This window comes from Nonomuraea sp. B5E05, from assembly GCF_039880665.1.
In the GTDB taxonomy this organism is placed as follows: domain Bacteria; phylum Actinomycetota; class Actinomycetes; order Streptosporangiales; family Streptosporangiaceae; genus Nonomuraea.
In genome coordinates, this window is the sequence record NZ_JBDPMJ010000022.1 from 48,523 (window position 1) to 68,700 (window position 20,178).

A 20,178-nucleotide genomic window follows, 5' to 3' on the forward strand; every position below is an offset into this window, starting at 1 on the left:
CACCACGACGCTCACCCTGTGTAGCAAGATGAGCACGATGGGTGGCTCGGCGTCGAAGGGGGAGCGATGGCGGGGTTCCTGGCCCGCAGGTTGCTCAACTACGCCGTGCTCGTCGTGGTGGCCGCCAGTCTCGCCTACCTTCTGGCGGCCACGGCCCTCGACCCCCGCTCCAACTACGCCGACCGCACGCCCAAGCCCCCGGCCGCCGTGGTCGACGCCCAGCTGACCGCGCTCAACCTCAACGACAGGACTCCCCTGCTGCAGCGCTACGCCACGTGGGCGGCCGGCGTGCTGCACGGCGACTTCGGCAGGTCCGTCGCGGGCACGCCGGTCAACGACGATCTCAGGCGCCGCATGGGCGTGACCTTCCGGCTGGTCGTGCTGGGGCTGGTGTGCGGGAGCCTGCTGGGCGTGCTGGCAGGCGCGCTGGCCGCCGCCCGGCAGTACGGATGGTTCGACCGCCTCTCGACCGGCCTGTCGTTCGTGGTGCTCGCCGTACCGGTGGTGGTGCTGGCCAACATGTTGATCCTGGCGGCCACGTGGGCCAACGAGCACGTCTTCGGCCGCCAGGTGTTCCTGGTCAGCGGCGAATACAGCGACGGCCTCGACACCGGGTTCTGGGGCCACGCGCTCGACCGGCTGCAACACCTGGTCCTGCCGACCGTCTCGCTGTCGGTGGGACTCATCGCCGTCTTCAGCCGCTACCAGCGCAACATGATGCTCGACGTGCTGGGCGCCGACTACGTGCGCACCGCCATGGCCAAAGGGCTGAGCAGGGGCAGGGCGCTAGTCCGCCACGCGCTGCGGACCGCGCTCATCCCCGTGGCGACCTATTTCGCGTTCACCTTCGGGACGTTGCTGACGGGGGCCACGTTCACCGAGAAGATCTTCGGCTGGCACGGCCTGGGCGAGCAGCTGATCAACTCGATCTTCCGCAACGACGTCAACACCGTCGCCGCCATCTCCCTCCTGGCTGCCGTCGCCGTGTTGTGCGCCTCGCTGGCCGCCGACCTGCTGCACGCCGCGCTCGACCCTAGGGTGCGGGCACGATGACGCTCTCCGAGGAGGAGCTGGCCGAGGAGCTCCGCGGCGGCGCCATGGCCGGCGCGCCGTCCAGCACGCGCCTGATAGCCAGGCGGTTCTTCCGCTCGGGGCAGGGGCGGCTCGGGTTCGCGGTGCTCGCGCTGATGTTCCTGCTGGCTTTCGCGGGGCCCCTGGTCAGCCCGTGGAGCTACCTCGACAAGGACTTCACCGCGTTCCTGCAGCCGCCGTCGCCCGATCACTGGTTCGGAACGCTCCAGACGGGCGCCGACGTCTTCGCGGTGACGCTGCGCGGCATGCAGAAGTCGCTGATCGTGGGGCTGCTCGCGGCGCTGGTGTCCACGGCGCTGGCCGCCGTGGTCGGGGCGTTCGCGGGCTATTTCCTGGGATGGACCGACCGGACGCTGACCTGGGTGAGCGACCTGCTGCTGGTGCTGCCCGCGTTCCTGGTTCTGGCGATCATGTCGCCGCTGTTCGGGTCGGGACAGTGGCCGCTGTTCGTGATCACGCTGGCGCTGTTCCTGTGGATGGTGACCTCGAAGGTCGTACGCGGGATGACGATCTCGACGAAGGAGCGGGAGTTCATCCAGGCCGCCCGCTACATGGGCGTGCCTCCCGTGCGGATCATCTTCCGCCACGTGATCCCCAACCTGTCGTCCCTGCTCATCGTGGACGCGACGCTCAACGTCAGCACCGCCATCCTCACCGAGACCTCGCTGTCGTACTTCGGGTTCGGCATCCAGCCGCCGGACGTCTCGCTCGGGACGCTCATCGCCGACGGCTCGCGCACGGCCGTCTACGCGCCGTGGACGTTCTGGTTCGTCGCGGGGCTGCTGGTGGTCACCGTGCTCGCGGTCAACCTCGTCGGCGACGCCCTGCGCGACGCGTTCGACCCCTCGTCGAAGAGGGCGCGATGAGCCCGGTGCTCGACGTGCGCGACCTCAGCGTGTCGTTCGACGGCGTGCCCGCCGTGCGCGAGGTGAGCTGTGCCGTACGCCGCGGCGAGGTCCTCGGCATCGTCGGCGAGTCGGGGTCGGGCAAGTCGGTCACCTCGGCGGCCGTCATGGGGCTGCTGCCCCCGGGCGCGCGCGTCACCGGGTCCGTACGCCTGCACGGCAGGGAGCTGATCGGCGCGCCCGCGCGGGAGCTGACCGCCTGCCGCGGCAAGGCCATGTCGATGGTGTTCCAGGACCCGCTGTCCGCGCTGACGCCCGTCTACCGGGTGGGCGACCAGATCGCCGAGGCCGTGCGCGTGCACCAGCGGGTCGACAAGGAGGCGGCCCTGGTCAGGGCCGTGCAGCTGCTCGACCTCGTCGGTATCCCGCACCCCTCGGAGCGGGCGCTGGCCTTCCCGCACGAGTTCTCCGGCGGGATGCGGCAGCGCGTGATGATCGCGATGGCCATCGCCAACGACCCCGATGTGATCATCTGCGACGAGCCGACCACCGCGCTCGACGTGACCGTCCAGGCGCAGGTGCTGGAGGTGCTCAAGAAGGCGCAGCAGAAGACCGGCGCCGCCATCATCATGATCACCCACGATCTCGGTGTGGTGGCCGGCTTCGCCGACCGGGTGCTGGTCATGTACGCCGGCCGCCCGGTCGAGGTGGGCGGCGTGGACGACGTCTACTACCGGACGCGGATGCCGTACACGGTGGGGTTGCTGGGCTCGATCCCGCGTGTCGACGAGGGCGGGCGGCGGCCGCTGACGCCGATCGAGGGCAATCCGCCGTCGCCGGCCGCGCTGCCGCCCGGGTGCCCGTTCGCGCCGCGCTGCCCGATGCGGATCGACGCGTGCGAGGAGCGCGAGCCGCCGCTGTTCGAGGTGGGCGACGGGCACCGCGCCGCGTGCATCCGCTGGAAGGAGGTGGCCCCGTACGCCGCGGGCGCGTCCGAGGCCCCCCGCTCCGCGCTGCGGCCGCCGCGGCGCCCGCAGCGCACGGTGCTGGAGGTGCGCGGCCTGGTCAAGGACTATCCGCTGCTCAAGGGGGCGCTGTTCAGGCGCAGGATCGGCACCGTGCACGCGGTGGCCGGGATCGACTTCGACCTGCGCCAGGGCGAGACGCTGGGGCTGGTCGGCGAGTCGGGCAGCGGCAAGACCACCACGCTGACGCAGATCCTCGAGCTGGCCCCGCCGCAGCAGGGCAGCATCACCGTGCTCGGCCACGACGCCGCCCGGCTCGACGCCGCGCGGCGCACCGAGATCCGGCGCGACATGCAGGTCGTCTTCCAGGATCCGCTGGCCTCGCTCGACCCGCGCATGACGGTGCACGACATCCTGGCCGAGCCGCTGCGCACCCACGGGCAGCGCCGTCCAGGACGGCGGATCGCCGAGTTGCTCGCGCTGGTCGGCCTCGACCCCTCGCACGCCGCCCGCTACCCGCAGGACTTCTCCGGCGGGCAGCGGCAGCGCATCGCCATCGCCCGCGCGCTCGCGCTGGAGCCCCGGCTGCTGGTGCTGGACGAGCCGGTCTCGGCCCTCGACGTGTCGATCCAGGCCGGGGTGATCAACCTGCTCGGCTCGCTCAGGGCCAGGCTCGGCCTGTCCTACCTGTTCGTGGCGCACGACCTGGCCGTGGTGCGCCACATCGCCGACCGGGTGGCCGTGATGTACCTCGGCAGGATCGCCGAGATCGGGCAGGTGGACGCCGTCTACCAGGCTCCGATGCATCCGTACACGCAGGCCCTGCTGTCGGCGATCCCGCTGCCCGATCCGGTGCGTGAGCGCGCGCGGGACCGGATCGTGCTCGAAGGCGACCTGCCCAGCCCTGCCAACCCTCCGACGGGCTGCCGCTTCCGCACCAGATGCCCGAAGTTCCGCGCGGAGCTCACCGGGGACGAGCGCAGGCTCTGCGTGGACGTCGAGCCCGAAGTACGCCCGCTGGGCGCGGACCAGGGCGCGGCCTGCCACTACGCCGAGCGGCGCGACGTCGTATGACCAGGAGGTAATCGCTCGATGAAAGCATCACGTCTTGTCGTGGCCGTCACCGTGACGGGCTCGCTCCTGCTGGCCGCCTGCGGCGGCGGAGGCGGCTCGGGCGGCGGCACGGCGGGGGACGACCGTGCGCCGAAGGCCTACGACGTCAACCCGCAGCCGCGCGACAAGGTCGAGGACGGCGGCACGCTGCGGTGGGGCATCAACGAGTTCCCCGCGCAGTGGAACAGGAACCACGTCGACGGCAACCTGGCGATGGCCGCCGTGGTCAGCAACGCGCTGCTGCCCTCGCCGTTCCTGTCCGACGAGAAGGCCGAGATCACGGTCAACGACAACTACGTGATCGACGCGAGGGTGACCGAGCGGCGGCCCGAGCAGGTGGTCACGTACACGCTGAATCCCAAGGCCAGGTGGTCGGACGGGCGGCCGATCACGTGGGCCGACTACCAGGCGCAGTGGCGGGCTTTGAACGGGCGCGACCCTGACTTCCGCATCGCCTCGTCCACCGGCTATCAGGACATCGGGCAGGTGGCGCGGGGCAAGAACGACTTCGAGGTGGTGGTGACGTTCGAGCGGCCCTTCGGGGACTGGCAGTCGCTGTTCTCGCCGTTGCTGCCCGCCGCCGCCAACCGCACGCCCGAGTCCTTCAACAACGCCTGGCTGAACAAGATCCCGATGTCGGCGGGTCCGTTCAAGTTCGGCGGATTCGACCAGACGGCCAAGACGATCACGCTGGTACGGGACGCGGCCTGGTGGGGTGACCGGGCCAAGCTCGACAAGATCATCTACCGGGCGTCGGAGCAGGACGCGCTGATCGGGGCGTTCGGCAACGGCGAGCTCGACATCGTCGACCTCGGCCCGTCCGCCCCGGATCTCGCCCGCGCCAGGGCCGCCCAGGGCGCGCAGGTGCGGCAGGCGGCCGGCCCCGACTTCCGGCACTTCACCTTCAACGGGTCGGGCGAGCTGCTCAAGGACCGCAATGTGCGGCTGGCCGTGCAGCTCGGCATCGACCGCCAGGCCATCGCCCGGTCCGACCTGCAAGGGCTGGACTGGCCGATCGCGCTGCTGAACAACCACTTCTTCATGAACACGCAGGAGGGCTACCAGGACAACGCCGGCAGCCTGGGCGTGTACGACCCGGAACGGGCCAAGAAGCTGCTGGACGCGGCCGGCTGGAAGCTCGCGGGCGGGGGCGGCACGGTCAGGCAGAAGGACGGCAAGCCTCTCGACCTGCGCTTCGTGGTGCCGTCGGGGGTGCAGCTCAGCAAGTCGGAAGGCGAGCTGGCGCAGAGCATGCTGGCACAGATCGGCGTGAAACTGACCATCAAGTCCGTGCCCAGCGACGACTTCTTCAGCAAGTACGTGATCCCCGGGAACTTCGACATCACGCCGTTCGCCTACATCGGCACACCGTTCCCGGTCTCGAGCAGCTACGGCATCTACGCGAACGCGCCCGACGGGAAGACCTGGAACGCGAACTTCGGGCGCGTCGGGTCGGCGGCGGTCGACGAGGCCATGAGCCGGGCCGCACAGAGCCTGGACCCGGTGCAGGCCCGCAAGGAGACCAACAAGGCGGACCGGCTGATCTGGGAGCTGGTGACCGTGCTGCCGCTCTACCAGCGGCCGCAGATCGTCGCGACCCGGGAGACGCTGGCCAACGTGGGGGCGCGCGGATTCTACGACCTCCGCTACGAGGACATCGGTTTCATGCGCTGACGCGGTCGACCGGCCGGCCCGCTCGCCTCGCCCCGCCGCCGGCGGAGGCCGTCAGGTGGGCGCGCCGGCCGTGACGCGGTCGACGAGGCCCTTGGTGCCCTCCTCACGCGCGCAATGGGCGCAGCAGTACCAGTGCTCGCCCGACTGGACGCCGTGCCCGATGACCTTCGTACCGCAGTGCTCGCAGATGGGCGCCATCGCCTCGATCGCGCACTGGAAGCAGTCGAAGGTGTGCACGGCCCCTTGCGCGCGCACCTCGAACGCCATGTCGTAGTCGTTGCCGCAGGTCTCGCAGACAGCCATGGTGATCCCCTTTGCACTGAATCCGCAGTTCGTGGGTCTCCTTTCCCCAAACAGCGGCCGTATTCCGGCCGTTCGTCACGGCCCGCGCAACACGAAGCGGCCTATCAGCGGCAGACCGAGCAGCCCGAGAGCCGCCAGCGCGGCGGGCAGGCCGAGCCAGCCGCTGAGCCCGGCGACCAGCAGGGGGCTGACCACGAATCCGGTGTACGAGATCGTCGACACCCACCACACCAGCGTCCCGCCGGCGTCGTCGGCGGCGGCGCGGCTGAGCAGGGCGGGCACCATCGGGCCGAGTGCCAGCCCGGTCAGCGCGAACCCGGCCATGGAGACCGGCACGCTGCCGCCCAGGCCGGCCAGCACGATGCCCGCGCCGCCGCCTGCCCCCGCCACCAGGTGCAGCGCCCTGAGCGGCGTCCTAGGCAGCGCCTGCACGATGAGCCGCCCGGCCGTCAACGCCGCCATGTAGACCGCGGGCGCGGCGCTGGCCGTCAGCGGGGACGCCTCGCGGTGCTCCTCCAGCAGCAGCACCGACCACTGCTCGACCGAGTTCTCGATGGTCAGCACGCAGGCGGCCAGCGCGCCGAGCAGCAGCGCGGCCCCCACGAGGCTGCGCCGGTCGATCTCGGAGGACGTGACCGGCAGACCGCGCCCCAGCGGCAGCGCGAGCAGCGTCAGCGAGGCGGCGATCACGATCAGCCCGATCGCCACGAGGACCGCGCCGGAGCTGAGTCCGAGTGAGCGGGCCAGCCCGGTGGCCGGCGCGGCGGCGATGACCGCGACGGGGAAGGCGGCGTGCACGGGCTGGAAGAGCCGGCGCCCGCTTTCGCGCTCGGCCCGCCCCGTGGCCAGGTTGAGCGCGATGTCGAGCGCGCCGCTCGCCGCGCCGACCAGCAGGAGCGCGAGAGCGAGCTGCCAGGCCGTGCCCGCCAGCCCGATGCCGGCCACGCTCATCGCGAACAGCACGGTGAACCCCAGCAGAGCCACCCGCTCGCGCCCGCGCACGAGCCTGCCTGCCAGCGCCATCGCGGGCAGCGCCCCCACGGGTACGGCGCTCAGCGCCAGCCCCAGGTCACTCGCCGACAGCCCCAGCTCAAGCTTGACGGCGGGCAGCAGGACCGACCACGAGCCCCAGAACACACCCCACACCGCGCAGACCGCGATCAGCGGCATTATGACCAGCACCCCTTGAAATTTTGGTCAAGTCACAGTAAAGATCGACGATGTCCTTATTGCCGCCTGTCGAAAGGGCACACGTGCTCATCCGCACGGTCATCGCGGCCGCCCTGGCCGCCGCCGGAATCGCCGCCATCCCCTCCGCCGCCTACGCCGGATCGGCCGCCTACACCCCCGAGCGCGTCTGCGGCCCCGGCTTCCACCGGGTCAAGGACGGCCACCGCGCGATGAAGACCCGCGCAGGAGCGGTGTTCGGGCACGTTTATCTGATGTATAGCAAGCGCAGCGGCAAGAACTGCGTCGCCGCGATCAAGACGGCGTACGTGGGCGCCCGCACAGTGACCGGCGCCCACCTCGAGGTCCGTGGCGGCGGCCGGAGCGAGGACGTGCAGAAATACCGCTACTACGCCGAGACGGGCCACATCGACGGGGCCTGGAAGTGCGTGCGGTACTCCGGCTGGACCCGCGACTCCAGCAACCGCGTCGAAGCCTGGGGCGGACGCAAGGCCTGGGGTAACTGCAAAGGTTAGGCACGCCACCGTCTTCTACGCGGCGGAGCAGCTCCTGCACGACAGCGAGCTGCCTTAGTGCTGGTCAGGCCGCGTGCCAGCCAGGTCAACAGCTGCGGGTACTGTGTGGAGATGCACAGCCGCGACCTGAAGAAGGCCGGCGAAAGCGACGAGCGTCCATGGCCGGTGACGGCCTGGCGCGAGGCCATCGTCCGCACCCCGGCAGAGCGCGCCGCGCTCGCGCCGGCGGAAGAGGCGGGCGCCTGCGACCGGATCGGGGTCGCCGCGCGGTTCACACCGGGCACCTGAGACCCCTTCTCTGTGGGGAAATGTATTGAGCCGATCAGTGAGCCCCGGTTAGGTTGGCGCGCATGGCGGGTGACAAGCGCCCGGCATGCCGCCGTCAAGCGGCGCGGCGCATAGTCGCAGGAGACAGGACACGCGTTCAGAGAGGGGGAAGACCATGAAACGCGTGAGAGTCATGAAGTCGACCGCCAAACGGCGCCCGCGGCCGGCGGTGGAGCTGGACCTGCGCTCGCCCGCGGGTCGCACGCTTCCCTACTGAGCTGCTCCTTACGCCGAATTTACGGGGGTTTCTGTAGACACAGAGATAACAAGGACATCACGGGGGGCTCACGATGACGAGGCTTGTGGTGGTGCCGCCACACATCGCCAGGCACAAGGTCCGCTATATCCGCACAGCGGACCGCCGCAAGCCACCCGCCGACCCCAAGGTGATCGACCTGCGGGCCTACACCGGCAGAAACGTGATCCGTTTCCCCGGAGGCCCCACCTCCGCCGCCTGACGGCCCTCCCGGGGCTCCGGCGTCAGCCGTACAACTTCTCGGCGTAGGCCTTGCCGTAGTAGGTCTCCAGCTCTTCCACGCTCTCCGCGACCACCTGCACCTCCTTGACCAGCCTGGCGTGCGAGGGCAGGACGTCGGGGTGCCAGGTGTCGGGCCTCCACAGCGCGGAGCGCAGGAACGACTTGGCGCAGTGAAAGAAGATCTGCTCGATCTCCACCACGAGCGCGAGGTGCGGCCGGTGGCCCTTGACGATCAGCTCGTCGAAGAACGGGGCATCGCGTACGAGCCTGGCCCGGCCGTTGATGCGCAGCGTCTCGTTGCGGCCGGGAATGAGGAAGATCAACCCCACATTCGGATTTTTCAGGACGTTGAGGAATCCGTCCGCTCGGCGATTCCCCGGGCGGTCCGGGATGGCGATCGTGGTGTCGTCGATGACATGCACGAACCCGGCGGGGTCGCCCTTGGGCGAGACGTCACAGGCGCCCTTGTCGTCCGACGTGGCGATCAGGCAGAACGGCGAGGCCGCCAGCCAGTCGCGGTCGCGCTGGTGGAGGCGCACGCGCTCCTTGGTCGCGGCCCTCGGCATCACCTCGCCGAGGATCTCGCGCAGCTCATCCTCAGACCCGATCTCCGCCCAGCTCATCTGGTCTCCCTTCGAGGGTTTCCCCTATTTTGCCAGGGAATCGGGTCGAGCGTCCTGTGAGCTTGCCCGCAGAATGAGCTCCGCACTCGGGACTCAACCGGGTGGCCGGGGCCGGCCGTGGTGGGAGAGAAGGCGGCCCCGGCGCGGTGCCGTCACTCGACGCGCAACGTGGTCCAGTGGGACGGCCTACCCTCGTACATCGCGTCGTTGCAGTTGCAGTTGCCGCAGCCAGGGATCATGTCCGGTCCTTTCCTCGCCTTGCCGGATGAGGTCTCGTACCCGGAGTGACGGACGCGTACGCTGGCGTGCCTGCCAGAGTTCCGGACCCCGCGGGCCACACCACCACACCGCTACCAGCGCCGGGCGTGCGCCATCGCCGCCAGGTACGCATCGCGCTCGGCCGCGAACCGGGCGGGATCCATGCCCTGCCGCTCGGCCCGCAGGTGCAGCATGGTCAGCTCGGTCGCCGCCTGCTGGTAGTCGCTCATGGCCCGGCCGAGCCCCGCCTTCCTGGCCCACTTGCGCGCCTCCTTACGGCCGGGCAGCGTGCTGAGCATCCTGACGTCGGCCTCGGTGACCAGCCCGGTCGGCCCGTAGCCGGACAGGTAGGCGCCCATCTTGGCGACGAGGTGACGGCGCTCGGCGACGGTCACGGCGATCAGGGCGATCAGCGCCACCATGATCACCAGGTAGGCCAGGCCCAGCCAGGCCAGCGATCCTGTGGTGGCGGCGCCGTTCCAGAGGGCGTGCAGGAAGACGGCGGCCAGGTAACCCAGCGGGATCGCGGCGTACCTTCCCGCAGTGCGCCGGGTGAGCGCGTACGCGACCCCCACACCGATCATGGAGGTGTAGACCGGGTGGCCGAGCGGGTCGATCAGGCCCCGCACGACGAACAACTGCACCGCACCGCCGGCGCCGTCCTGCGCGAACGCCAGCAGGTAGTAGCCGACGTTCTCCACGGCGGCGAAGCCGAGGCCGGCCATGGAGGCGTACACGATGCCGTCGGTCAGGCCGTCGATCTCCCTGCGCCTGCGCAGGAGCAGGAGCAGCGCCGAGCCCTTGAGCGCCTCCTCGATCACCGGGGCGAGCACGACGGCGCCCACGTCGTCGACGACCGCGGCGCCGAACCCGGCCCGGACGAACAACTGCTGCCCCACGAGCGTCAGCGCGATGCCCAGCACGATCGCCAGCCCCGCACCCCACGCGAACGCGAACGCGAGGCTGAGCTTGGGTTCGGGCTCCAGCCGGTCGAGAGAGAGCACAGCGGCGAGCAGCACCGGCAGCGGCGCCACGGCCAGCAGCGCGGCCAGACCGAAGCCGACGGGACCGCCCGACACCAGCATCACCGCCAGCACGAGCAGCGCCAGCACACCAGAGACGACCAGACCGATCAGCAGGGCCTTGCTGGGGCGCTGGGAGAGGATGCTCTGGGGCGGAGCTGTCATCGTGGTGCCTCACTTCCCGTTCGGTCCGCCCACTATGCGGGCCACGCATTTACAGGCGCTCAACGGTCACTTGATTCGCGGTAATAGGGGTCGGCCACGACGGGCTCGCCGTCGGTGTACGAATACACCTCCCGGCCGGAGATGAACACCCTCCGCGCCCGGCTCATGACGTCCAGCGGGTCACCGGACCAGATGACCACGTCGCCGTCGAGCCCGGGGCGCAGGGAGCCGACCCGGTCGTCGAGGCCCATGATCCTGGCCGGGTTCACGGTGATCGACCGCAGCGCCTCGGCCGGGTCCATCCCCTCCTTGACCGCGAGCGTGGCCTGGTGGACGAGGAAGTGGATGGGCACGACGGGGTGGTCCGTGGTGATGGCCACCTCGACGCCCGCCCGTGCCAGGATGCCGGGGTTGCGCAGCGAGCGCTGCCGCAGCTCGACCTTCGACCGGCTGGTGAACAGCGGGCCGATGATGACCGGAACGTTCCTGGCGGCGAGGGTGTCGGCCAGCAGGTGACCTTCGGTGCCGTGATTGATCACGACCCGGTAGCCGAACTCCGCCGCCAGCCTGAGCGCCGTGGCGATGTCGTCGGCCCGGTGCGTGTGCTGGCACCACGGCAGCTCGCCGTCCAGCACGCGGACGAGGATCTCCAGCGTGCCGTCGCGGTCGAACGGCTTGCCCTCCGCCTCCGCGGCCGCCCGCCTGGCCCGGTAGTCCTGCGCCTTCATGAACGCGTCGCGGATCACCGCGGCCACGCCCTGCCGGGTGGAGGGCAGCTTCTTCTGGTCGCCGTACACACGCTTGGGGTTCTCGCCCAGGGCGCTTTTGACGCTCACCGGCTCCCTGATCAGCATCTCGTCCACGCTTCTGCCCCAGCACTTCACCGCGACCGTCTGCCCGCCGATCGGGTTGCCGGAGCCCGGCTTGATCACCGCCGTGGTCACGCCGCCCGACAGCGCGTCGCCGAAGCCCAGGTCTGCGGGGTTGATGGCGTCGAGGGCACGCAGGCGGGCGCCGTTCGGGTCGGTCATCTCGTTGGTGTCCTGACCGGCCCAGCCCTCCGCCTCCTCGTACACACCGAGGTGGCCGTGGGCCTCGACGAAGCCGGGCAGCACCCAGCCGCCGCCCGCGTCCACCACGGAAGCCCCCTCCGGCACGGCCACGTCCTGGCCGACCGCGGTGATCTTCCCGTCCTCGATGAGCACGGTGCCGCCGTCGATGGGGTCTCCGTCGACGGGAACGACAAATCCGCTGATAATAGCGAGTTTCATGACCCGTAACTTACAGGTGGGCGGGTAGGGGCTCTGAATGACGATCTCCGACCTGTACAGGCGATGGCTGCTCGAGATGTGGAACGGCGACTTCGAGCTCGCCCACGAACTGGTCACCCCCGGCTTCACCGGCCACTGGCCAGGCATGGAGGTGTCAGGGCCGGGCGAGCTGGTCGAGGTGCTCAAGCAGGGGTACGCCCCCTTCGCCGACGTCGAGGTCACGCTCGATATCGGCCCGATCCCGGACGGCGACCTGGTGGCGGCCAGATGGACGTTCACCGGCGCCTACCGGAGCGGCATCCCCGGCGCGACCGTGGCCGAGGGGACCAGGGTGGCCTTCAGCGGGCACGACATCCTGCGGGCCGAGGGCGGCAGGTTCGCCGAATACTGGGTGATCTCGGACGCCCAGACCTTCAGCAGGGAACTGGGGATAGGCTGACATATCTCTTTATGTCGGTGCACTTGAGGTCGTGCACGCGTACGTACAGGATGGTGCATGTCACAGGAGTACGCGCCCGAGGCGGGCCCCCCACCCCGCTCGCTGAGTGACGGCGAGCTGTCCCAGCTGCTGAGCGGGCAGCGATTCGGGGCGCTGGCCACCAACAAGAGCAGCGGTCACCCGCACATGTCCACCGTTCAGTACACGTGGGATCCCCAGCAGCGCGTCGTGCGCATCTCCACCATGGCCGAGCGGCTCAAGGTCAGGCACCTGCACAAGGACCCGCACGGCGCCCTCTACGTGGCCAGCGACGACTTCGCCTCCTACGCCGTGGCCGAGGGCGAGGCGGAGCTGTCGCCGGTGACCACCGGTCCGGGCGACGAGGTGGGCCTGGAACTCCTGGCCATGCAGCAGCACGTCGACGACCCCACCGCATTTCTGCGCCAGATGGCCGATGACCGGCGGCTGGTGATCAGGCTCAGGGTGTCGCAACTGTACGGGACCGCTCTGGCCAGGCCCGCCGGATAGCGCGGCGCCGGTTGTAGGCCACCGACGCGATCACGACCAGGACGAGCGCCAGGTCGACGGCCGCCGACCAGCGCATGGCCGCGACGTGGCGCCCGCCCTCCGCGACGGCGAAGAAGAGCGCGCCGATCACGGCCACGCCACCCGCTCCCGCGAACTGCTGGGCGGTGCTCAGCGCCCCCGACCCGATGCCGGCCTGATGGGGTTCGACCTCGACCAGCGCCGCCCCGATGAGTTGCGGCAGCACCAGGCCGTTGCCGGCGCCGACGAGCATGAGCGCGACCAGCACGTACGGCAGCCCTTGACCGGCCGCCACCATGAGCAGGACCAGCCCGAGCGCGACCACCAGGCCGCCCGCGATGACCACGATCAGCCCGCGCCTCCTGACCAGCCGGACCCCGAGCAACGAGGTGAGCGTGAACATCGCGCCCATCGGCGCGAATGCCAGGCCCGCCTCGAACGCCGTGAGCCCCAGCCCGGTCTGGAGCAGCAACGTCAGCGTGAACATGAACGAGGCGAAGTACGCCATGAAGGCGACGATCGACCCGACGCCCGCCAGGTAAGAGTGGACCCTGAGCAGCTCCAGGTCGAGCACCGGCTGCCCGCCGCGCGCTCCGAGCGCCCGCAACCAGCGCCAGGTCAGCGCGAACACCGGGACGCTCGCCACCATGCACGCCCACGTCCAGAGGGGCCAGCCCAGGCTGTTGCCGAGGCCCACGGGCACCAGCAGCAACGCCACCCCTGCCGCCAGCCCGGCCGCGCCCGGCACGTCGAGGCGGGATCGACGTTGCGTCTCCACCTCCGGGAGCAGCCGCCAGGCCAGCGGCACGACGACCAGGCCGACGGGCAGGTTGATGAGGAAGACCGCCCGCCAGCCGAGCCCGAGCACGTCGGCCGTCAGCAGCAGGCCGCCCAGCACCTGGCCGGCGATCGAGCCGAGGCCGCCGGTCGCGCCGTACCAGCCGATGGCGCGTGCCCGCTCGCCCGGCGGACAGACGGCGGAGATCGTGGCCAGCACCTGCGGCACCATGGCGGCGCCCGCCAGCCCCTGCAGCAGGCGGGCGGCGACGAGTTGGGCAGGGGTCTGCGCGATCCCGCCCAGCAGCGACGCCACCGTGAAGGCGGCCACTCCCCAGACGAACACGCGCCGGTAGCCGTAGCGGTCGCCGAGCCGCCCGCCGGTGATCATGCCGGCCGCGTACGTGAACGCGTAGCCGGCCACGATCAGCTCCAGGGCCGCGGGGCCGGCGCGCAGGTCACGTTCGAGGGAAGGGGCGGCCACGTTCACCACGAAGAAATCGAACTGCGCCATGAACCAAGCCGACAGAAGAACGGCCAACGCCCCGCGATAATTCACATTTCAGGTTAAAGGGTGATGAACTTCGACACTGCGGCAGGTCCGCGTGTCGGATGCTCACCGCCAGGGCACCGCAGGGCTACTCTGCACTCAACTGCAAGTCATGCGATCTTGTGACCGTCGAGTCGTAGGCCTCTCCCCAGCAAGGAGACCCATGTCCAGACGACTCGCCCTCATCATCGCGACGGCCCTCGCCGCCCTGACCGCGCTCACCGGGACCGCGCCCGCGGCGACCGGCCGACCGGTCGCCGACGTCGCCCACCGAAGCGCCTCCGCGTACACCGGCCGACCGGTCGTCAACGTCGCCCACCGGGGCGCGTCCGCGTACGCCCCCGAGAACACGATCGCCGCCTTCGAGCTCGCGGACGACCAGCGGGCCGACATGTTCGAGCTGGACGTCCAGGAGACCAAGGACCACCGGCTGGTCCTCATGCACGACACCACCCTGACCCGCACCACCGACGCCGAGGAGGTCTTCCCCGGCCTGTCGCCCTGGAACGTCGGCGACCTCACCCTCTCCCAGATCCGCGAGCTCGACGCCGGCTCGTGGCTCTCCGGACAGCACGCGGGCGAGCCGGTGCCCACACTCGGGGAGGCGCTGCGCACGATGAGCGGCTCGGACATGGGTCTCCTCCTTGAGGTCAAGGCCCCCGACCGGTACCCCGGCATCGAGGCCCGCATCGCCACCGAACTGCGGCGCAACCCCCGCTGGCTGGCACCGGGGCGGCTGGTCGTGCAGTCGTTCGACTGGAATTCGATGCGGAAGTTCCACCGGCTCCTGCCCGGCGTGCCGATCGGACTGCTCGGCACGCCGGCGACCGCGGAGCTGCCCTCGCTGGCCACGTTCGCCGGCCAGATCAACCCGCCGTACACGACGCTCACGTCCGCGTACGTCCGGCGCGTGCACGGGCTCGGTATGGAGGTCCTCACCTACACGGTCGACGACCCGGACGACATGCGCCGGATGATCTCGTACGGGGTGGACGGCATCATCACTAACAAACCCGACGTCCTACGTGACCTGACCGACGCCTGACCTCCAGGAGGCCCGATCCCACCGCCGGCCTCCCGTCCCCGACTTTCCGTGCCCGACCGCCTGTCCCTGACCGGCTCCGGAGCCCGGCACGGCCCGGGCTTCCCGGGGATGGCGACGCCACAAGGAGCCCGGACTGTGTGGCGACGCCAGCCGGCGACAAGCGGCGTTCCCGGCCCCGGAGCCGGTCACCGTGCCGTGGTCAACCTGGATGGGCCCCGGCCAGGCGGTCGAGGATCTCGGCGAGGATGGGCTCGGTGGTGGCGAAGTTGAGCCGTACGTGGCCCGCGCCGCCGGGGCCGAAGTCCGCGCCTTCGTTCAGCCGTACGCCGGCCTCCCGCTCGAAGACCTCGGCCAGGCCCGGCCTGCCGACGCGCAGCCAGGCCAGGTAGGTCGCCTCCGGCACCCGGTAGCCGAACGTCTCCGGCAGGCGGGCCGCGATCGTGTGCCGGTTGCGGTCGAGCAAGGCGAGGGTCCGTTCCAGCCAGGCGTCCCCGTGCCGCCACGCCGCGACCGTGGCCTCGACGCCGAACACGTTCGCGGAGCCGTACACGAAGGGCGGCTGCGCCTCCAGCGCCTTGCGGGCGCCCGGGTGACCGAGATGGGCGACCGAGCAGCGGATGCCGCCCAGGTTGAACGCCTTCGTCGCGGACGTGAGCGTAACGGTGCGGTCGGGGAGGATCGTGGCGAACGGGATGTGGCGGTACGGCTCGTACACGAGGTCGGCGTGGATCTCGTCGGCGAGGACCAGCAGATCGTGGCGCTCAGCGTGCTCGGCCAGCTCGGTCAGCTCCGCGCGGGTGAAGGCCCTGCCGGTGGGATTGTGCGGGTTGACCAGGAGGAGCACCCGGCAGCCCGTCAGGTCGGGCACCTCGAAGCGCCACGAGTCGCCGTCGGGTTCCATCTGGATGGGGCGGAGGGGGCGTTCCATGACCTCCAGCGTCGACAGGAACGGATGGTAGGCGGGGGTGTGCACCGCGACGCCGTCGCCCGGCTCGGTGCAGGTGTGGAGGAACACCTGGAGCGCCTGGTTGAGGTCGTTGAACGAGCGTACGAGCGCGGGGTCGGCCGCCCAGCCGTACCTGCCCGCCATGCGCTCGGCGAACGCCTCGGCCAGCGGCCCCGCGGAGGGATCGGTCAGCCAGGCCGGATAGCCGAGGTCGCCGCCTGCCCGGCGCCGCAGCGCCTCGATCACCTCGGGTGCGGTGGGGAGATCCATGTCGGCGATCCAGGCGGGGATCACCCCCGGTTCGACCGCTGCCCATTTCAAACCGTCGTGTGTGGCTTTGACCCCTTCAGGGGTATATGCGTAATCCACCCACCCATTTTAGGATTCTCGAATGTTGATGAGGTGCTACCGCCGATTGTGGCAGGCTGGGCGGCCATGATGCCCCACTCGAAGGTCGATGCCATTGTCGAGACCTACCTGTCGATCGCCGACATGGAGGCGCCCGGCTTGGTGGAGGGGCTTTACCTCGAGGGCTCGGCGGCCCTGGGCGACTACCGGCCGAGCACGAGCGACGTGGACTTCATCGCCGTCACGGCCGCCGCGCCGCCCGAAGACGTGCTGGAGCGCATCCACACCCGGCTCGGCGCCCATCCCTTCGACGGCGTCTACCTCACCTGGGACGATCTGCGCCGCGGCCCCGACGGCCTGGGCACCCGTCCGCAGGCGCAGCACGGCAGGCTCAACCGCCGGGGCGCGCTCAACCCGATCACCTGGCACACGCTGGCACAACACGGGCTGACCTGCCGCGGGCCCAAACCGGACGAGCTCGAGATCTGGAACGATCCTGACGCGCTGGCCGCCTGGACCGACGACAACCTCGACCGCTACTGGCGACGCCTGGTGAGCCGGGCCTCCCGGCTGGCCACGCCCTGGGGGCTGATCTGCCTGGGCGGATACGGCACGCTGTGGGTCGTCACGGGCGTCGCGCGGCTGCACTACACGCTGGCGACCGGCGACATCACCTCCAAGACGGAGGCCGGGCGGTACGCGTTGGAGGCGTTCCCCGAGCGCTGGCACCGCGTGGTGAACGAGGCGCTGCGCGTGCGCGAGGAGGACACCGCGGAACCGACGCTCGGCAGCCTGGCCTCGGGGCTGGGTGACCATTTCGGCGCTCCCCGTCAGTCGCTCTACGGCTCTCCGTTCGAGCGCAGGAAGGACGTGCTGGGCTTCGCCGGGCAGGCGATCATGTCCGCACACGCGTTGTACGCCGCCCGCTGACCGGCATCGCCGCACACGACTCGCAGGCCGCCCGTCGCGGCGTTGACGCCGGTCAGGCCCGGGCTCGCGAAAGGCTCCCGACCGCGGGGCCCCGGAGAGGAACGGTCGGCGTGCGCACGGGCAGGCAGGTACACGTGCGCACGGAGAGTTTCGCCGGCCGGTCGGGGACTGCGGCGGGGTGGCGTGTCCGCGCCGAGGACTCTTCGGGGACGGGCTGGCGAAAAGGCGACGACCCCGGGGGGAGGGGCGGTGTCGTTTCCCATGGCATGTGTGCTGGTGGCGCGCGCCGTCATCGCGGCGCGTGCGGTTGGACGCGCGCCTGGCCACCCCGTCGGGCTAGAGCCGCCGGAGAACCGCCACGACCTTGCCCAGGACGCTGGCCTCGTCACCGGGAATGGGCTCGTAGTTGGGGTTGTGGGGGACGAGCCAGACATGGCCGTCCTTGCGCTTGAAGGTCTTGACGGTGGCCTCGCCCTCGATCATCGCGGCCACGATGTCGCCGCTCTCCGCCACCGGCTGCTGGCGGACGACCACCCAGTCGCCGTCGGCGATGGCCGCGTCGATCATCGAGTCACCGGCGACCTGGAGAAGGAAGAGGGTGCCCTCGCCGACGAGCTGCTTGGGCAGGGCGAAGACGTCTTCGACGCTCTCCTCGGCCAGGATCGGCCCGCCGGCGGCGATGCGCCCGACGAGCGGCACGTAGGCGGCCGTGGGGCGGCTCACTGTGGACTCGACGTCGGGGGCGGCGTCAGGATCGACCCACATCACGGGCTCACCGGGCAGCCGCACCTCGAGCGCGCGGGGCCGGTGCGGGTCACGCCTCAGATAGCCCTTGCGCTGCAACGCCGTCAACTGGTGAGACACGCTGGAGGTGCTGGTCAGCTGCACCGCCTCGCCGATCTCGCGCATGGAGGGCGGATATCCGCGCTGTTGCACCGAGTCGCGGATCACTTCGAGGATCTTGCGCTGCCTGGGGGTCAGGCCCAGAGAATCTCGCCGTCGCACCGCGAGGTCGCTGACCCCGTTTGTGTCATCCCGCTCGGTCATGCTCTGCCTCCTCGCCTGGCGGCCCGCCTCACCGGCGAACCTCCCAGTCCGTGGTCTCGATGTCGCACACAGCGACCGTATCTCTGTTGAAGATCATCTTCAAACAATTGTTCGAGTCTTCCTCGAAAATATCGCGTGCGTGGTGTACAACATCGTACGGGAGTTCGATCGACATCGTGTTCGATTTGCTGATCTTTATTTGGCCTTTTCCTCGGGCCGCACGGCAGGAGGTCATCCATGCGAACACCCACAAACATGGACACGACCAGCGAAGACGTCAAACAGCTCACACTCATCGCCGATGCCACGCAGAGTAAGGACCGACGGGGAGACAATACGCGTACACAGCCCGTCGCCAGCGGTAATTCCGGCAAGAGGTTGGGGTCCCGTTCGAATAGCGGAGGAAGATCCCATTTGCGCCTCGTCCCGCCGCCCCGCACGGGCGGCGCAACCGACGACACCGCGCCGCCGGGCCGGTCCGTCACCGACGGCGACCCCACCGTCTCCACCCGACGACGCGCCGCGAACGCGGGCGCCGGCGCGGGCCCGGGCGGCAGGGAAAAGCGGGCCTCACCCGCGGACCCGCGACGGATGGGAGCCCCGAGGCGGTCCGGACCGACGGGCTTGAGCGCGACAGGGGCCGAGCCGAGGAGCCGAGCGGGGGCACGAGCCGGCACGCAGCCGGGAGCCGGTGCCGGAACCCGGGTGACGACCGAAGTCGAGCGCCCGACCGGAGCCGACCCCCTCACCGACGCCGACACCCGAGCCCGAACGCGCCCCAGGCCCGGAACCCGGAGGCTCGGGCCGGGGACGGCCCGAAACGGTAGCCGGAGGGCCCAGAGCGAGGCAGGAAGGGCCTCGACGAGATCCGATATCGGGACGAGGGCCGGGGCCCGGATGCGGAGGGAGACCAGAGCGAGGAGGAAGGCGGAGGCCGGAACGGGGATCGCGCGGCTGTGGGGTCGCCGAGCGGCGGAGCGGCGGCAGCGGCGAACCGCCGTCACGTCGCGCCGCCGGACCACCCCGCCGCTACGGCTGACCCGGCGCGGGCGGGTCGTGCTGGTGGTGGCGGCCGCACTGCTGTCCCTGGGCGGGTTCTGGCTCGGTACGCGCACCGCCGGGCACGCCGCCGTCCACGTCATGGTGCCGGCCCACGCGGGGCTGTCGTGGGTGGAGGTCCACGAGGGAGACACACTGTGGGCGATCGCCGACGCCCTCTCCCGCGGCGAGGATCCCGCAGCCCTGGTGGAGGAGATCAAGCGGCTGAACGGCCTGCCCGATTCCCTCATCCGCCCCGGCACCCGCCTCTTCATCCCGAAGGACGACGCCACCGCCTTACGCTGACCTCCTGCCGGCAGGCGCAGCGTGGCGCCGGGATCCCGCCGCACGACGCCGCAGAGGCAGGGGCCCGGACGGAGGTGACATGGGCGCTCAATGAGGGGGCGTGGTGGTGGGAGTGTCTTCCGGTAGCGTTGTGAGGATCGTTCACCGACGAGGCCGTGCACGACTCCTGTGACACCCTCAACTGCGCGAACGCCCCGTCCGAAGGCGCGACACGCCCGGGGCAGAAGAGGATGGCGGGCTGATCAGCGACTTCGGTGGGATGGGGTGGCTCAACTTGCGTTCATGGTCGCACGCTTCTACGGTTGGACCACAACATCTAGTAGTTACACCGATGTAGGTTCACCACACCTTGTGGTTATGCCACCGT

At 70.4% G+C, this 20,178-nt stretch carries 20 protein-coding genes; 12 read left to right on the forward strand and 8 right to left on the reverse strand.

Annotated elements, in window-relative coordinates:
- Positions 1 to 66 precede the first annotated feature (66 nt).
- Genes ABGB01_RS33075 through ABGB01_RS33090 form a run of 4 tightly spaced genes read left to right on the forward strand, consistent with a single transcriptional unit; the run spans position 67 to position 5,689 of the window.
- Positions 67 to 1,053 carry an ABC transporter permease gene (locus ABGB01_RS33075; RefSeq protein ID WP_347777509.1) on the forward strand — a complete coding sequence of 329 codons (987 nt, stop codon included), beginning with the start codon at positions 67 to 69 and terminating at the stop codon, positions 1,051 to 1,053.
- Positions 1,050 to 1,958 carry an ABC transporter permease gene (locus ABGB01_RS33080; RefSeq protein WP_347777510.1) on the forward strand — a complete coding sequence of 303 codons (909 nt, stop codon included), beginning with the start codon at positions 1,050 to 1,052 and terminating at the stop codon, positions 1,956 to 1,958. Before ABGB01_RS33075 ends, ABGB01_RS33080 begins: the two co-directional genes overlap by 4 nt.
- Positions 1,955 to 3,976 (forward strand): ABC transporter ATP-binding protein, encoded by a 2,022-nt coding sequence (locus ABGB01_RS33085; protein WP_347777511.1) that lies wholly within the window; start codon positions 1,955 to 1,957, stop codon positions 3,974 to 3,976. The genes ABGB01_RS33080 and ABGB01_RS33085 overlap by 4 nt, the downstream gene beginning before the upstream one ends.
- A gap of 18 nt (positions 3,977 to 3,994) precedes the next feature.
- The gene (locus ABGB01_RS33090; protein ID WP_347777512.1) at positions 3,995 to 5,689 is read left to right on the forward strand and encodes an ABC transporter family substrate-binding protein; all 1,695 of its coding nucleotides are present in this window, start codon (positions 3,995 to 3,997) and stop codon (positions 5,687 to 5,689) included.
- Between the two features lie 51 nt (positions 5,690 to 5,740).
- Here ABGB01_RS33090 and ABGB01_RS33095 read toward each other — a convergent pair whose 3' ends face one another.
- The gene (locus tag ABGB01_RS33095; protein WP_132516502.1) at positions 5,741 to 5,992 is read right to left on the reverse strand and encodes a hypothetical protein; all 252 of its coding nucleotides are present in this window, start codon (positions 5,990 to 5,992) and stop codon (positions 5,741 to 5,743) included.
- A gap of 75 nt (positions 5,993 to 6,067) precedes the next feature.
- Complete coding sequence (locus ABGB01_RS33100; RefSeq protein ID WP_347777513.1) at positions 6,068 to 7,174, reverse strand: MFS transporter; 1,107 nt, start codon at positions 7,172 to 7,174, stop codon at positions 6,068 to 6,070.
- A 71-nt stretch (positions 7,175 to 7,245) separates the two neighbouring features.
- Here ABGB01_RS33100 and ABGB01_RS33105 point away from each other — a divergent pair, with 71 nt between their 5' ends.
- The 3 genes from ABGB01_RS33105 to ABGB01_RS33115 all read left to right on the forward strand — a co-directional run bounded on the left by ABGB01_RS33105 (position 7,246) and on the right by ABGB01_RS33115 (position 8,480).
- On the forward strand, positions 7,246 to 7,695 hold the full coding sequence (locus ABGB01_RS33105) for a hypothetical protein (RefSeq protein ID WP_347777514.1): 450 nt from the start codon (positions 7,246 to 7,248) through the stop codon (positions 7,693 to 7,695).
- 57 nt (positions 7,696 to 7,752) lie between these two features.
- Positions 7,753 to 7,983 carry a carboxymuconolactone decarboxylase family protein gene (locus ABGB01_RS33110; protein WP_347777515.1) on the forward strand — a complete coding sequence of 77 codons (231 nt, stop codon included), beginning with the start codon at positions 7,753 to 7,755 and terminating at the stop codon, positions 7,981 to 7,983.
- 329 nt (positions 7,984 to 8,312) lie between these two features.
- On the forward strand, positions 8,313 to 8,480 hold the full coding sequence (locus ABGB01_RS33115) for a hypothetical protein (protein ID WP_347617856.1): 168 nt from the start codon (positions 8,313 to 8,315) through the stop codon (positions 8,478 to 8,480).
- Between the two features lie 22 nt (positions 8,481 to 8,502).
- On the opposite strand, the gene ABGB01_RS33120 is transcribed toward ABGB01_RS33115, so the two are convergent.
- From ABGB01_RS33120 to ABGB01_RS33130, 3 genes are all read right to left on the reverse strand, one after another.
- A complete protein-coding gene (locus ABGB01_RS33120; RefSeq protein WP_347777516.1) occupies positions 8,503 to 9,123 on the reverse strand; it encodes a pyridoxamine 5'-phosphate oxidase family protein in 621 nt (206 codons plus the stop codon).
- A 350-nt stretch (positions 9,124 to 9,473) separates the two neighbouring features.
- Positions 9,474 to 10,568 (reverse strand): PrsW family intramembrane metalloprotease, encoded by a 1,095-nt coding sequence (locus ABGB01_RS33125; RefSeq protein ID WP_347777517.1) that lies wholly within the window; start codon positions 10,566 to 10,568, stop codon positions 9,474 to 9,476.
- A gap of 59 nt (positions 10,569 to 10,627) precedes the next feature.
- Entirely contained in the window at positions 10,628 to 11,839 is a 1,212-nt protein-coding gene (locus ABGB01_RS33130; protein ID WP_347777518.1) for an amidohydrolase, read from the reverse strand.
- Between the two features lie 37 nt (positions 11,840 to 11,876).
- Here ABGB01_RS33130 and ABGB01_RS33135 point away from each other — a divergent pair, with 37 nt between their 5' ends.
- Both ABGB01_RS33135 and ABGB01_RS33140 read left to right on the forward strand, forming a co-directional pair.
- Positions 11,877 to 12,278 (forward strand): nuclear transport factor 2 family protein, encoded by a 402-nt coding sequence (locus ABGB01_RS33135; RefSeq protein WP_347777519.1) that lies wholly within the window; start codon positions 11,877 to 11,879, stop codon positions 12,276 to 12,278.
- Between the two features lie 57 nt (positions 12,279 to 12,335).
- Positions 12,336 to 12,806: a TIGR03618 family F420-dependent PPOX class oxidoreductase gene (locus ABGB01_RS33140; RefSeq protein WP_347777520.1), complete on the forward strand. Its 471-nt coding sequence runs from the start codon at positions 12,336 to 12,338 to the stop codon at positions 12,804 to 12,806.
- Here ABGB01_RS33140 and ABGB01_RS33145 read toward each other — a convergent pair.
- On the reverse strand, positions 12,757 to 14,115 hold the full coding sequence (locus tag ABGB01_RS33145) for an MFS transporter (protein ID WP_347777521.1): 1,359 nt from the start codon (positions 14,113 to 14,115) through the stop codon (positions 12,757 to 12,759). The two genes, ABGB01_RS33140 and ABGB01_RS33145, sit on opposite strands and share 50 nt — an antisense overlap.
- Before the next feature lie 199 nt (positions 14,116 to 14,314).
- Here ABGB01_RS33145 and ABGB01_RS33150 point away from each other — a divergent pair, with 199 nt between their 5' ends.
- On the forward strand, positions 14,315 to 15,196 hold the full coding sequence (locus ABGB01_RS33150; protein WP_347777522.1) for a glycerophosphodiester phosphodiesterase family protein: 882 nt from the start codon (positions 14,315 to 14,317) through the stop codon (positions 15,194 to 15,196).
- A 199-nt stretch (positions 15,197 to 15,395) separates the two neighbouring features.
- Here the strand turns inward: ABGB01_RS33150 and ABGB01_RS33155 are convergent, their stop codons facing one another.
- Positions 15,396 to 16,463, reverse strand: coding sequence for an aminotransferase class I/II-fold pyridoxal phosphate-dependent enzyme (locus tag ABGB01_RS33155; RefSeq protein WP_347777523.1), 1,068 nt, complete (start codon positions 16,461 to 16,463; stop codon positions 15,396 to 15,398).
- A gap of 114 nt (positions 16,464 to 16,577) precedes the next feature.
- On the opposite strand from ABGB01_RS33155, the gene ABGB01_RS33160 reads away from it, so the two are divergent.
- The gene (locus ABGB01_RS33160; protein ID WP_347777524.1) at positions 16,578 to 17,420 is read left to right on the forward strand and encodes an aminoglycoside adenylyltransferase domain-containing protein; all 843 of its coding nucleotides are present in this window, start codon (positions 16,578 to 16,580) and stop codon (positions 17,418 to 17,420) included.
- 336 nt (positions 17,421 to 17,756) lie between these two features.
- On the opposite strand, the gene lexA is transcribed toward ABGB01_RS33160, so the two are convergent.
- Positions 17,757 to 18,467, reverse strand: a complete 711-nt coding sequence (gene lexA, locus ABGB01_RS33165) for a transcriptional repressor LexA (protein WP_347777525.1) — start codon at positions 18,465 to 18,467, stop codon at positions 17,757 to 17,759.
- A gap of 897 nt (positions 18,468 to 19,364) precedes the next feature.
- On the opposite strand from lexA, the gene ABGB01_RS33170 reads away from it, so the two are divergent.
- Complete coding sequence (locus tag ABGB01_RS33170) at positions 19,365 to 19,811, forward strand: LysM peptidoglycan-binding domain-containing protein (RefSeq protein WP_347777526.1); 447 nt, start codon at positions 19,365 to 19,367, stop codon at positions 19,809 to 19,811.
- The last annotated feature ends 367 nt before the right edge of the window (positions 19,812 to 20,178 follow it).